The sequence below is a fragment of the Kitasatospora sp. NPDC001547 genome, from assembly GCF_042894165.1.
Lineage (GTDB): Bacteria > Actinomycetota > Actinomycetes > Streptomycetales > Streptomycetaceae > Kitasatospora.
In genome coordinates this window covers 1-11,880 of record NZ_JBIAVL010000002.1, presented here as the reverse complement: position 1 = coordinate 11,880, position 11,880 = coordinate 1, and the positions used below count along the sequence as shown (strand labels likewise).

At 72.2% G+C, this 11,880-nt stretch carries 11 protein-coding genes and 2 rRNA genes; 3 read left to right on the top strand and 10 right to left on the bottom strand.

Annotation, left to right across the window (positions count from 1 at the left end; all coding sequences use genetic code 11):
* Positions 1–37 precede the first annotated feature (37 nt).
* Both ACFY0X_RS02825 and ACFY0X_RS02820 read right to left on the bottom strand, forming a co-directional pair.
* Entirely contained in the window at positions 38–466 is a 429-nt protein-coding gene (locus tag ACFY0X_RS02825; RefSeq protein ID WP_387748101.1) for a fic family toxin-antitoxin system, toxin component, read from the bottom strand.
* Positions 463–699 carry a toxin-antitoxin system HicB family antitoxin gene (locus tag ACFY0X_RS02820; RefSeq protein ID WP_049659744.1) on the bottom strand — a complete coding sequence of 79 codons (237 nt, stop codon included), beginning with the start codon at positions 697–699 and terminating at the stop codon, positions 463–465. The genes ACFY0X_RS02825 and ACFY0X_RS02820 overlap by 4 nt, the downstream gene beginning before the upstream one ends.
* Before the next feature lie 237 nt (positions 700–936).
* Here ACFY0X_RS02820 and ACFY0X_RS02815 point away from each other — a divergent pair, with 237 nt between their 5' ends.
* Entirely contained in the window at positions 937–1,131 is a 195-nt protein-coding gene (locus tag ACFY0X_RS02815; RefSeq protein ID WP_387748099.1) for a hypothetical protein, read from the top strand.
* A 140-nt stretch (positions 1,132–1,271) separates the two neighbouring features.
* Here ACFY0X_RS02815 and ACFY0X_RS02810 read toward each other — a convergent pair whose 3' ends face one another.
* Both ACFY0X_RS02810 and ACFY0X_RS02805 read right to left on the bottom strand, forming a co-directional pair.
* Positions 1,272–2,567, bottom strand: coding sequence for a class I SAM-dependent RNA methyltransferase (locus ACFY0X_RS02810; RefSeq protein WP_387749240.1), 1,296 nt, complete (start codon positions 2,565–2,567; stop codon positions 1,272–1,274).
* 428 nt (positions 2,568–2,995) lie between these two features.
* The gene (locus tag ACFY0X_RS02805; RefSeq protein ID WP_387748097.1) at positions 2,996–5,074 is read right to left on the bottom strand and encodes an APC family permease; all 2,079 of its coding nucleotides are present in this window, start codon (positions 5,072–5,074) and stop codon (positions 2,996–2,998) included.
* 248 nt (positions 5,075–5,322) lie between these two features.
* Between ACFY0X_RS02805 and ACFY0X_RS02800 the strand changes: the two genes are divergently transcribed.
* On the top strand, positions 5,323–5,991 hold the full coding sequence (locus ACFY0X_RS02800; protein WP_387748095.1) for a potassium channel family protein: 669 nt from the start codon (positions 5,323–5,325) through the stop codon (positions 5,989–5,991).
* Positions 5,991–6,662 (top strand): potassium channel family protein, encoded by a 672-nt coding sequence (locus ACFY0X_RS02795; RefSeq protein WP_387748093.1) that lies wholly within the window; start codon positions 5,991–5,993, stop codon positions 6,660–6,662. Before ACFY0X_RS02800 ends, ACFY0X_RS02795 begins: the two co-directional genes overlap by 1 nt.
* Positions 6,663–6,742: 80 nt before the next feature.
* On the opposite strand, the gene ACFY0X_RS02790 is transcribed toward ACFY0X_RS02795, so the two are convergent.
* The 6 genes from ACFY0X_RS02790 to ACFY0X_RS02765 form a co-directional block, all read right to left on the bottom strand.
* Positions 6,743–7,471, bottom strand: a complete 729-nt coding sequence (locus tag ACFY0X_RS02790; protein ID WP_387748091.1) for a DUF3159 domain-containing protein — start codon at positions 7,469–7,471, stop codon at positions 6,743–6,745.
* Positions 7,468–7,875, bottom strand: a complete 408-nt coding sequence (locus ACFY0X_RS02785) for an OB-fold nucleic acid binding domain-containing protein (protein ID WP_387748089.1) — start codon at positions 7,873–7,875, stop codon at positions 7,468–7,470. Before ACFY0X_RS02785 ends, ACFY0X_RS02790 begins: the two co-directional genes overlap by 4 nt.
* Positions 7,876–7,940: 65 nt before the next feature.
* On the bottom strand, positions 7,941–8,621 hold the full coding sequence (locus tag ACFY0X_RS02780) for a response regulator (protein WP_049657530.1): 681 nt from the start codon (positions 8,619–8,621) through the stop codon (positions 7,941–7,943).
* Between the two features lie 111 nt (positions 8,622–8,732).
* Positions 8,733–11,324 (bottom strand): ATP-binding protein, encoded by a 2,592-nt coding sequence (locus tag ACFY0X_RS02775; RefSeq protein ID WP_387748087.1) that lies wholly within the window; start codon positions 11,322–11,324, stop codon positions 8,733–8,735.
* 266 nt (positions 11,325–11,590) lie between these two features.
* A 5S ribosomal RNA gene (gene rrf, locus ACFY0X_RS02770) occupies positions 11,591–11,707 on the bottom strand.
* 80 nt (positions 11,708–11,787) lie between these two features.
* Positions 11,788–11,880 (bottom strand): 23S ribosomal RNA (locus tag ACFY0X_RS02765); the annotation flags it as partial.

The window sequence follows — 11,880 nt, the reverse complement described above, 5'->3', positions numbered from 1 at the left end:
ACCCGGTGCGCCACGACGGGGACGGGGACGGCGCCGGTCAGTCGTCGTCCTCGTCCTCCTCCTCCGCCCCGGTGACGCCCTCGCCCTCCGCCTCGTCCACCACCCAGGCCGCCAGCCGCTCGGCGACGCCCGACACCCCGAGCCGCCCCTCGCGGATGGCCCGGGAGAGGCTGCGCACCTCGCGGGCGGTGGTGGCGACGGTGCACCCGCTGGCGACCAGGTAGGCGTAGGCGACGGCGGTCGCGAAGAGTTCGTTGGTCTTCTCCAGCGCGGGCACCCGGATCAGCTGGTGCATCAGCGCGGCGGCACGGTCCTGCGGTTCGGGGTAGACCGATATGTCGAAGATCTCGGCCTGGTGTCGGGTGACGGCCGCGAGCAGCGAGCCGTAGTCGGTGACCTGCGGGTCACCGGGTGTGTACTGCTCGGCGGTCATCAGCAGCCATGAGAGGTCGACCTCCAGCTTCAACGGCGCACGTCCTGGAGGTCGCCCGGCTCCCCGAACTCGGCGAGGAAGGCCGACTCGTACTCCTTCATGAACTGCGCGGCCGCGTCCACGAAGGCCCGTCCGGACTCGCCCATGTCCTGTTGGACCAGGCGCTCGATGTACTGGTTCATGGAGATCCCCTGCTGCTCCGCCCGTTCCCGGGCCATCTCGGCGGTCGTGGCGTCGACCCGCACGTTCAGCTGCTTCTTACCCATGCCGTTCAAGCTAGCGCTCAAGTGCTAGCACAACAAGGGCGCGTGCATACCGCCCGCACACCTGCCGCACGCCCCCGCGCAACCTCGTCGTCACCTCCGGCCGGAACCGGGCCCCGCCCCCCGGCCGCCGGGTCCCCCCACCAGGACGAGCGGGACTTGAAGAGTGCCGCACCGTCCGGGACTCTGAGAACTCCCCTGCGTTCCCGAGCGGGCGCCGACCGGTGCGGAGGCCGACCGATGACAGCCATGTTCGACCAGGAGCTGCGCGAGCAGCTCGCCCAGGCCCGCCGGGACCTCGCGGCGGCGCGGGCCGAAGGGGACGCCGACGGCGTCCAGGCCTACGAGGGCCGGATCGCCTCGCTCCTGCGGCTCGCCGCCCAGCACGGCATCGACCTCCCGCACAGCGCCGACGAGGAGGAGCGCAACGAGTAGCCGGGCCCGGCGCGAACGAGCGCCCGGCCAGGACGCGAACGAGCAGCCGGCCCGGATGCGGCGGAGGCGGCCACCCAGAACGGGTGACCGCCTCCCTCGCTTGCTTCCCGACGCCGGAGGATGACCCCCGGCACCCGGGATCACTCCCCGGTCGGCTCCAGGATCGCCACGCACTCGAAGTGGTGGGTCATCGGGAACAGGTCGAAGGCCCGCAGCGACACCGGCCGGTAGCCGCCCTCGCGGAAGAACTTCAGGTCCCGGGCGAGCGCCGCCGGGTCGCAGGCCACGTACGCGATCCGGCGCGCCTCCAGGCCGACCAGGTGGGCGACGGTCTCGCGCCCGGCGCCCGAGCGCGGCGGGTCCAGCACGATCAGGTCGGTGGCGGTGATGCCGGTGCGCGGCAGCAGCGTCTCGACCCGGTCGCACTCGATCCGCACGTTGTCCAGCGCGGCCAGGTTGTGCCGGGCGTCGACCACGGCCTGCTTGGCGGACTCGATGCCGAGCACCGCGCCGTCCTCGCCGACCCGGTCGGCCAGCGCGCCCGCGAACAGGCCGACACCGCAGTACAGGTCGAGCGCGTTCTCGCCCCACTGCGGGTCCAGCCCGTCCAGCACGGCGTCGACCAGGGTGTCCGGCGCCTCCGGGTGGATCTGCCAGAAGCCGCCGTTGCTGACCCGCCAGGTGCGCCCGGCGGCCCGTTCGCGGACGAAGCCGCGCCCGTGCACCTTGTGCACGTCGCCCTGGTCGTCCACCCGGGCGATCGACACCGGCTTGTCCAGCTCGACCAGCGGCAGCTGGGCACCGTCGCGCGGGGTGAGCACCACCTGGCGGTCCGAGGAGCCGGTCGCGGCGATCGCCTCGACGCTCGCCACCCCCGACCAGTCCCGGGCCTCGATGCCCAGCTCGGTGACGCCCTCGGCGGCGATCAGGCAGCGGTCCACCGGCTGCACGTCGTGCGAGCGGTGCTTGCGCAGCCCGACCTTCCCGGTCGCGGCGTCCACCGCGTACTGCACCCGGGTGCGCCAGGCCGGCACCTGCCCGGCCGGCAGCTTGCCGCCGACCGGCTCGACGCTGCCGTCCCAGCCGGCCTCGGCCGGGGTGAGCCCGGCCAGCTTGGCCAGCTGCTCGGTCAGCACCGCCGCCTTGAGCTTGCGCTGCCCGCCCGGGGTGACGTGCTGCCAGTCGCAGCCGCCGCACTTGCCCGGCCCGGCGAACGGGCAGGGCGCCTCGATCCGGTCCTTGGCGGGCTCCAGCACGTCCACCGCGTCGGCCCGCAGGAACCGCGAGGTGGTGGTCCCGTCGGTGACCAGCGCGACGACCTTCTCACCGGGCAGCGCGTGCCGCACGAACAGCACCCGCCCCTCGTGCCGGGCCACACAGTGCCCGCCGCCGTGCGCGACCGGGCCGACCTCGACCTCGTAGCGCTGCCCGGCCAGCGGCTCCCCGGAGGGCGCCTCGGGCCGCGACGGCCGCGCGGCGGCGGTGCGCAGCGCCTTGGGCGGCCGCACCGCCTGCTTGCGCGGCGCCTTCCGGCCGGCCTCGGCGGCGCCCTGACCGGCGTCCTTGCCCGAGCCGCCCTTACCGGAGCCGCCCCTGCCCGCGGCGGCCTTGCCCGCAGCGGCCTTCCCCGCGGCGCCCTTGCCCGCGGCGCCCTTGCCCTTCGCGGCCTCCTGGCCAGCGGGCTCCCGGTCCTCCCGCTCGCCCGGGACGATCGGCGCGGTGCGCGCGGTGAGGCCGTCGCGGTCGGTGGCCTCCGGACGAGCCGGACGGCCCCAGCGCGGCCGGGAGACCTGCCCGGGCTGGGAGCCGCCCCGGCGGGCGCCCTTGCCGGAGGAGCCCGAGGAGCGGGGCGGAGTGTTGCGGGTCACTGGGAGGAGTCCTTGCTGCGGTCGGAGGTGTCACCGGCGTCGTTCGTACCGGTGGAGACGGAATCCTTCGACTTTACGGCCTTCGGCGCCCGCGGCTCGCCACGCCGGACGGCGCCCGGCGCCGACCAGGCCTTCTGCGGCCTGCGCCGCTCCGAGGACTCCAGCTGCCACGGTACCGAGGTCACCATCACCCCGGGCTTGAACAGCAGCCGCCCCTTGAGCCGCAGCGCGCTCTGGTTGTGCAGCAGGTGCTCGTACCAGTGGCCCACCACGTACTCCGGGATGTAGACCGAGACCACGTCCCGCGGGCTGCTGCGCCGCAGGTTCTTCACGTAGTCCAGGACCGGCCCGGTGATCTCGCGGTACGGCGAGTCCAGCACCTTGAGCGGCACCTCGATGCCGCGCTCGTCCCACTCCCGCCGCAGCGCCGCGGTGTCCGCCGGGTCGACGTTGACCGTGACGGCCTCCAGCGTGTGGGCCCGGGCCAGCCTGGCGTACGCCAGGGCGCGCAGCGCCGGCTTGTGCAGCTTGGAGACCAGCACGATCGCGTGCACCCGGGTGGGCAGCACCACGTCGTCCGGTTCCTCGGCGGCGGTGAGCTCGTGGGAGACCCGGTCGTAGTGGCGCCGGATGCCCTTCATCATCACGAACAGCACGGCCATCGCGGCGATCGCGATCCAGGCGTGGCCGATCTTGGTGACCAGCACGACGATCAGCACGGCCATGGTCATCACCAGGCCGAAGGCGTTGATCGCCCGGCTGCGCTGCATGTGGCGGCGCTTGGCCGGGTCGGTCTCGGTGCGCAGCAGCCGGGTCCAGTGCCGGATCATGCCGGACTGGCTCATGTTGAACGCGACGAAGACGCCGACGATGTAGAGCTGGATCAGCCGGTTCGGGTCGGCGTCGAAGGCGAGGATCAGCAGGATCGCGGCGATCGCCAGCAGGATGATGCCGTTGGAGAAGGCCAGCCGGTCGCCGCGGGTGTGCAGCTGGCGCGGCAGGTAGCGGTCCTGGGCGAGGATCGCGCCGAGCACCGGGAAGCCGTTGAAGGCGGTGTTGGCGGCGAGCACCAGGATCAGACCGGTGACGGCCGCGACGAAGTAGAAGCCGGGCGTGAAGTTGTTGAACACCGCCTCGCTGATCTGCGCCAGCGCGGTCTTCTGGTGGTAGTCCGGCGCGGCGCCGCCGAGCTGCTCGGCCGGGTTCTCGGCCATCTGGACACCGGTCAGCCGGGCCAGCCAGATGATGCCCATGAACATCACGACGGCGATGCTCGCCATCATCAGCAGCGTGGTGGCGGCGTTCTTGCTCTTGGGCTTGCGGAAGGCCGGCACGCCGTTGGAGATCGCCTCCACACCGGTGAGCGCGGCACAGCCCGAGGAGAAGGACTTCAGCAGCAGGAACACCATCGCGAAACCGGCCAGCGAGTCGTTGCCGGGGGTGGCCGCGAGGTGGAAGCCGGAGCTCTCGGCGGGCATGTCCTGGTCGAGCGCGAAATGCCGGAAGACGCCGTAGCCGACCATTCCGATCACGCCGACCATGAAGGCGTAGGTGGGAACGGCGAAGGCGCTACCGGACTCCCGCACGCCGCGCAGGTTCATGCCCATCAGCAGCACGACCACGACCACGGAGACGATCGCCTCGTGGCCGCGCAGCGCGGGCACGGCGGAGACGACGTTGGCGACGCCCGAGGTGGTCGACACGGCCACGGTGAGCACGTAGTCGACCATCAGCGCGCTCGCGACCACCAGACCGGCGGCCGGACCGTGGTTGACGGTCGCGACCTCGTAGTCACCGCCACCGCTGGGGTAGGCGTGCACGTTCTGCCGGTACGAGGCGACCACGGCGAGCATCACGATCGCCACGACGACGCCGATCTGCCAGGAGAAGTGGATCGCCGAAGCGCCCGCGACGGAGAGGGTGAGCAGGATTTCCTCGGGGGCGTACGCGACCGAGGAGAGCGCGTCCGAGGCGAACACGGGCAGCGCGAGACGCTTGGGCAGAAGCGTCTCGCCCAGCTTGTCGCTGCGTAGGGCGCGCCCGATCAGGATGCGTTTCGGAAGGTCAGTCGGCATAGGCACGTTAAGGAATCGTAGGGGCTCCCCGGTCAAGGCTGCGCCGTTTGTCCCCCCCTTCGTCGCGACTGTGTTCGGTGGACCGGCTAGCGTGTCGGATACGAGTCGGCGGGCAACACTCTGGTTGTCGAGCGTTGCCGGGTCGGCGCCCCCACGAGGAACCTCGTCCCGGACGACCGGGCGGGAAACGGAGCTGAACGGTGTTTGCGCAGGTCAAGGCCCTTTCGGGACGGGTGAGGTAAGCGCCGGTGCACATCGTGATCATGGGCTGCGGCCGCGTGGGCTCCGCCCTCGCCAGAGCACTCGAGAAACAGGGCCACTCGGTGGCCGTGGTCGACCAGGACCCGACCGCGTTCCGTCGACTGGGCGCCGGGTTCAACGGGCGCAGGGTGACCGGCGTCGGCTTCGACCAGGACACCCTGCGCGAGGCGGGCATCGAGGAGGCCGGCGCCTTCGCCGCGGTCTCCAGCGGTGACAACTCCAACATCATCGCCGCGCGCGTCGCGCGGGAGAACTTCGGCGTCGAGAACGTCGCCGCCCGGATCTACGACCCCCGCCGCGCCGAGGTCTACCAGCGCCTGGGCATCCCCACCGTGGCGACGGTCCGCTGGACCGCCGACCAGATGCTGCGCCGGCTGCTGCCGAGCGGCGCCGAGCCGCTGTGGCAGGACCCGAGCGGCGGCGTGCAGCTCGCCGAGGTCGCGTACCACCCGGGCTGGATCGGCCACCGGATCAGCCAGCTGGAGGAGGCCTCCGGCACCCGGGTGGCGTTCGTCACCCGGCTCGGCGAGGGCGTGCTCCCCTCGCCGCAGATGGTGGTGCAGGAGGGCGACCTGGTCCACGTGATGCTGCGCCGGGCCGACCTTACGGCCGTCGAGGCCGCGTTCGCGCAGGGGCCGAAGGAGGAGGGTCACTGATGCGGGTCGCCATTGCCGGGGCCGGTGCCGTGGGCCGCTCGATCGCGGGCGAGCTGCTGGAGAACGGCCACGAGGTCCTGCTGATAGACAAGAACCCCAACTCCATCTCGGTGGAGCGGGTCCCGATGGCGGAGTGGCTGCTGGCCGACGCCTGCGAGATCACCTCGCTGGACGAGGCCGCGCTCCAGCGCTGCCACGTGGTGATCGCCGCGACCGGTGACGACAAGGTCAACCTGGTCGTCTCGCTGCTCGCCAAGACCGAGTACGCGGTGCCGCGGGTGGTCGCCCGGGTGAACAACCCCAAGAACGAGTGGCTCTTCAACGAGTCCTGGGGCGTGGACGTGGCCGTCTCCACCCCGCGCCTGATGTCCGCGCTGGTCGAGGAGGCGGTCAGCGTCGGCGACCTGGTCCGCCTGATGCGCTTCAGCCAGGGCAACGCCAACCTGGTCGAGCTGACCCTGGCGTCCGACGCCGAGCTGGTCGGCACCCGGGTCGGCGACGTGACCTGGCCGCAGGACACCGCGCTGGTGACCATCATCCGCGAGGGCCGGGTGCTGGTGCCCGGCAAGGACGACACCCTGGAGGGCGGCGACGAGCTGCTCTTCGTCGCCGCGCAGGAGCGCGAGGAGGAGCTGGAGCAGCTGCTCTCGGGCACCTCGGGCGCCCAGTAGCCCCGGCGGTACGGCGGAAGGGCCCGCACCCCTCGTCGGGGTGCGGGCCCTTCGCCCGTTGCTCGGCGGCCGGGAGGCGGCTACTTCGCCGGCTCCTCCTCGTCCAGCTGCGCCTTGATCGGCGGCGGCGCCTTCAGCAGGATCTGCCAGGTCACGTACATCGCCAGCAGCAGCGGCGGGATGCCGAGGGCGACCTTCAGCCAGCCCAGCAGGTTGACGTTGTGGGTGAAGTACAGCGGGAAGAGGATCAGCGGCTTGGCGCCCATGATCACCACCCAGGCCCAGGTCGCCTTGGTGTAGGCGGCCAGGCGGCCCGGGTTCTCCTTGCGCCAGGTGAACATCTCGCCGGTGATCGGGCCGAGCATCACCCCGATCATCGGCCAGCGCACCAGGGCGGAGGTCGCCAGGGCGACGCAGTAGCCGACGTTCCAGAGCAGGCCGGGCAGGTAGAAGTCCTCGGCCTTGCCGCTCTTCATCGAGATCCAGGCGCCGAGGGCGACGCCGAACACGCCGCTGAAGGCGTGCTGGATGGTCTCCCGGCGCGCCAGCCGGGCCACCACGAACAGGGCGCTCAGGCCCAGCGCGGCCCAGGCCGCGGTGCTGACCTGGTGGGTCAGGTTGTACGTGACGATGAAGACCAGGCCGGGCAGCGTCATGTCGATCATGCCGCGGATGCCGCCGAAGGCCTGCAGCACGGTGTCGGCGGCCTCCTTGGAGGCGGCCCTGCGGGCGGCCTCCGCGGCCGCGTGGTCGACGGACGGGTCGAGCTGGGCGGCGGTCTCGCCGCCGGGCTGGTTGCTCACGCTCATTCGCTCCCGTGTCCGACCGGACGCAGCTCGTAGCGGGGGTTGAACAGCACGCGGCGCCCGCGTGCGTGACCGATCCGGCCGCTGGCGACCAGCCGGCGGCCGGGCTCTATCCCGACGATCGAGCGGCGGCCGAGCCAGACCACGTCCAGTGCCTCGGTGCCGTCGAAGAGTTCGGCCTCCAGGGCGGGCACACCCGCCCTCGGCCGCAGCGTCACCGTGCGCAGCGTGCCCGCGACGGTGACCAGCTCGCGGTCCCCGCAGCCGGCGATCGGGGTGCAGCCGGACTCCGCGGCGGTCTCCTGGCGCAGCTCCTCGGCGTCCAGTTCCTCGGCCGAGGAGGTCAGCCGACTGAGCATGCGGCGGAACCGCCCCTGCGGCTGGCCGCTGCTGTTGTCACCACTCATGTCGGAAGGGTACCGGGTTCCGGCCCCCCGACGGCAGGTCGTCCGGCCGCCGGGGGCGGTCGCGGTCAGCTCTCGAACCGGTATCCCATGCCCGGTTCGGTGATGAAGTGGCGCGGGTGCGAGGGGTCGCGCTCCAGCTTGCGGCGCAGCTGGGCGAGGTAGACCCGCAGGTAGTTGGTCTCGGTGCGGTAGGCCGGGCCCCACACCTCCTGGAGCAGCTGGGTCTGGCTGACCAGCCGCCCGGCGTTGCGGACCAGGACCTCCAGCAGGTGCCACTCCGTCGGGGTGAGGCGGACGTCCGCGCCGTCCCGGTTGACCTTCTTGGCCGCGAGGTCGACGGTGAAGGACTCGGTGACGACCAGCGAGTCGGCCTCCCCGGCCACCGGCTCGGCCCGCCGCACGGCGGCCCGCATCCGGGCGAGCAGCTCGTCCATGCCGAACGGCTTGGTCACGTAGTCGTCGGCGCCGGCGTCCAGCGCCTCGACCTTCTCGTCCGAGGCGTGCCGGGCCGACAGCACGATGATCGGCACCCGGGTCCAGCCGCGCAGGCCGCGGATCACCTCGACCCCGTCCATGTCGGGCAGGCCCAGGTCGAGGACGACCACGTCCGGATGGCGGGCCGCGGCCAGCTCCAGCGCGCTCGCGCCGTCATGGGCCGCGTCCACCTCGTACTTGCGGGCCTTGAGGTTGATCACCAGCGCGCGGACGATCTGCGGTTCGTCGTCCACGACGAGGACCCGGGTCATTTACGGGCTCCGCCTTTCGGGGCTGTCTGACTTACGGACTGGGGACTGCTCGATTGCTCTGGTTGACGCGGCGCCGGGAGCGCGACGGGCTGGCCGGTGCGCCGCCCGTGCTCAGGTGATCAGCTCCGCGAGCGGATCGCCGCCGTCGCCGCCCGGCTCCCCCGTCTCGGGCGGCCGTTCGACCACGGGCAGGCTGACGACCATGGTGAGGCCGCCGCCCGGGGTGTCCTCGGCGGTGACGGTACCGTCCATCGCCTCGACGAAGCCGCGCGCCACCGCGAGTCCGAGGCCCACCCCGGCGCCGCGCGGCGCGTCGCCATAGCGCTGGAACGGCGCGAAGATCTTCTCCTTGGCGTCTTCGGGCACGCCCGGGCCACGGTCCACGATCCGCAGCTCGACCCGGGCCGGGACCCCCGGCTGCCGCAGCTCGTCGGCCTTGACCAGCACCCTGACCCCGCCCGGGCTGTACTTGACGGCGTTCTCCACCAGGTTGGCCAGCGAGCGCTCCAGCAGCCCGCCGTCGGCCCGCACCATCGGCAGCGACTCCGGCACCTCCAGCCGGACGGACTCCGGCGGCACCCCGCCGAGCGCGAACGGCACCACCTCGTCCAGATCGGTCTCCTGGATCAGCGGGGTGACCGTCCCGGTCTGCAGACGGCTCATGTCGAGCAGGTTGTTGATCAGGTGGTCCAGCCGGTCGGCCCCGGCCTCGATGCCGGCCAGCAGCTCGGCCTCGTCCTCCGGGTCCCAGTCGACGTCGGCCGAACGCAGCGAGGTCACCGAGGCCTTGATGCCCGCCAGCGGGGTGCGCAGGTCGTGCGAGACGGCGGCCAGCAGGGCCGTCCGGATCCGGTTCCCCTCGGCTTCCCGACGGGCCTCGGCGGCCTCCCGGGCCAGCCGGCGGCGTTCCAGCACCACGGCGGCCTGCGCGGCGAACGCGCCGAGCAGGCGGCGGTCCGCGCCGGGCAGCACCCGGCCGCGCAGCACCAGCGCCAGGTTGTCGCCGACCGGGACGTCCACGTCGGCCTCCTCCGGCCGCACTGGCGGGCGCGGCCCGGCGGCGGCCACCGGCGCCCAGGCGGTGAGCCTGTCGGGCCGTTCCAGCAGCGCGGCGCTCTCCTGCCCGAAGGTCTCCCGGACCTGCTCCATCAGCGCGGTCAGCACCCCGTCGCCGTTGGGCGCGCCGCGCAGCACCGTGCCGGCCAGCGCGCTGAGCGTCTGCGCCTCGGTCTGGCTGCGGGCCGCCTGCTGGGTACGCCGGGCCGCGAGGTCCACCACCGACGACACCGATATGCCCACGACGGTGAATATCGCCACCGCCATGATGTTCTGCGGCTCGTTGATGGTGAAGGTGTGCAGCGGCGGGGTGAAGTAGTAGTTCAGCACCGAGGAGCCGACCAGCGCCGAGCCGACCGCCGGCAGCAGACCGCCGACCAGCGCCGCGCACACCGTCAGCGACAGGAACAGCAGCATGTCGGTGGAGAGCCCCAGGCCGCCGATCGCGGCCAGCACGATCGCCGTCAGCGGCGGGCCGACCAGCCCGATCAGCCAGCCGGCCACCGTCCGGGTACGGCCCAGGTCGGTGATCCGGCGGATCGGTATCTTGCCGCGCCGACCGTGCCCGGCGTGCTCGTGGGTGACCATGTGGACGTCGATGTCCCCGGCCTCCCGGGTCACCGTGGTGCCGACGCCCGGCCCGTACAGGTACTGCCAGGCGGGCCGCCGGCTGGTGCCCAGCACGATCTGGGTGGCGTTCACCCCCCGGGCGAAGTCCAGCAGCCCGGCGGCCGGGTCGTCCCCCAGCACCGCGTGGAAGGAGCCGCCGAGGCTCTCCACCAGCGCGCGCTGCTCGATCAGCGTCTGCGGCGAACCCGAGCCCACCAGCCCGTCCGAGCGGGAGATGTGCACGGCGAGCAGCTCGCCGCCGGAGACCCTGGCGGCGATCCGGGCCGCCCGGCGGATCAGCGTCGCCCCCTCGGGCCCGCCGGTCAGGCCCACCACGATCCGCTCCCGGGCCTGCCAGGTGCCCTCGATGCCCTGCTCGGCGCGGTACTTCTGGAGGTACTCGTCCACCCGGTCCGCGGTCCACAGCAGCGCCAGCTCGCGCAGCGCGGTCAGGTTGCCCGGGCGGAAGTAGTTGGCGAGGGCGGCGTCGATCTTCTCCGGCGCGTACACGTTGCCGTGCGCCAGCCGTCGCCGCAGCGCCTGCGGGGACATGTCCACCAGCTCGATCTGGTCCGCCCGGCGGACCACCTCGTCCGGGACGGTCTCGCGCTGGCGCACGCCCGTGATGCCCTCGACCGCGTCGCCGAGCGACTCCAGGTGCTGCACGTTGACGGTGGAGACCACGTCGATCCCGGCCGCCAGCAGCTCCTCGACGTCCTGCCAGCGCTTGGCGTTGCGGCAGCCGGGGACGTTGGTGTGGGCCAGCTCGTCCACCAGGGCCACCTGCGGCCGGCGGGCGAGGACGGCGTCCAGGTCCATCTCGGAGAACCGGGCGCCGCGGTGCACCACCTGCTGGCGCAGCACGACCTCCAGGCCGGCGACCATGTCGGAAGTCCGCCGACGACCGTGGTCCTCCACGAACGCGACCACGACGTCCGTGCCACGCTCCTGCCGCCGGTGCGCCTCGGCGAGCATGGCGTACGTCTTGCCGACCCCGGGGGCGGCCCCGAGGTAGATCCGCAGCCTGCCTCGTCCCATGAGCACCATTCTTGATCCGGACCGGCCCGGGAGACACCCCGGACACCTGTTCCCCTCGCCTTCGAGACTACGGCGTGCGACGCGATTTTCCGCTGATCAGTGCGCTGATCAGGCGGTTTTAGCGGCATATTGACGGCGAACCAGCCACTCGGCGGGGGTCGTTCGGGAGGGGTCCGGGAGCCCTCGGGGCGGCGATTGACGAGGTCGGCCCGGAAATGCGAAGAACCCCCATCCGGATCCCGGATGGGGGTTCTTCAGCAATGATTGTTCGGCGGCGTCCTACTCTCCCACAGGGTCCCCCCTGCAGTACCATCGGCGCTGTAAGGCTTAGCTTCCGGGTTCGGAATGTAACCGGGCGTTTCCCTCACGCTATGACCACCGAAACACTATGAAACTGTCAACCGCACACCCATGGACACGGGCGGGTCGTTGTTTCAGAACAACACAGTGGACGCGAGCAACTGAGGACAAGCCCTCGGCCTATTAGTACCGGTCAACTCCACCCCTCACAGGGCTTCCATATCCGGCCTATCAACCCAGTCGTCTACTGGGAGCC

Coding starts and splice junctions, on each gene's coding strand:
- ACFY0X_RS02780 (WP_049657530.1), bottom strand. CDS start 8,621: ATGACCCGGGTCCTCGTCGTGGACGACGAACCGCAGATCGTCCGCGCG.
- ACFY0X_RS02820 (WP_049659744.1), bottom strand. CDS start 699: ATGGGTAAGAAGCAGCTGAACGTGCGGGTCGACGCCACGACCGCCGAG.
- ACFY0X_RS02775 (WP_387748087.1), bottom strand. CDS start 11,324: ATGGGACGAGGCAGGCTGCGGATCTACCTCGGGGCCGCCCCCGGGGTC.
- ACFY0X_RS02815 (WP_387748099.1), top strand. CDS start 937: ATGACAGCCATGTTCGACCAGGAGCTGCGCGAGCAGCTCGCCCAGGCC.
- ACFY0X_RS02795 (WP_387748093.1), top strand. CDS start 5,991: ATGCGGGTCGCCATTGCCGGGGCCGGTGCCGTGGGCCGCTCGATCGCG.
- ACFY0X_RS02790 (WP_387748091.1), bottom strand. CDS start 7,471: ATGAGCGTGAGCAACCAGCCCGGCGGCGAGACCGCCGCCCAGCTCGAC.
- ACFY0X_RS02785 (WP_387748089.1), bottom strand. CDS start 7,875: ATGAGTGGTGACAACAGCAGCGGCCAGCCGCAGGGGCGGTTCCGCCGC.
- ACFY0X_RS02805 (WP_387748097.1), bottom strand. CDS start 5,074: ATGCCGACTGACCTTCCGAAACGCATCCTGATCGGGCGCGCCCTACGC.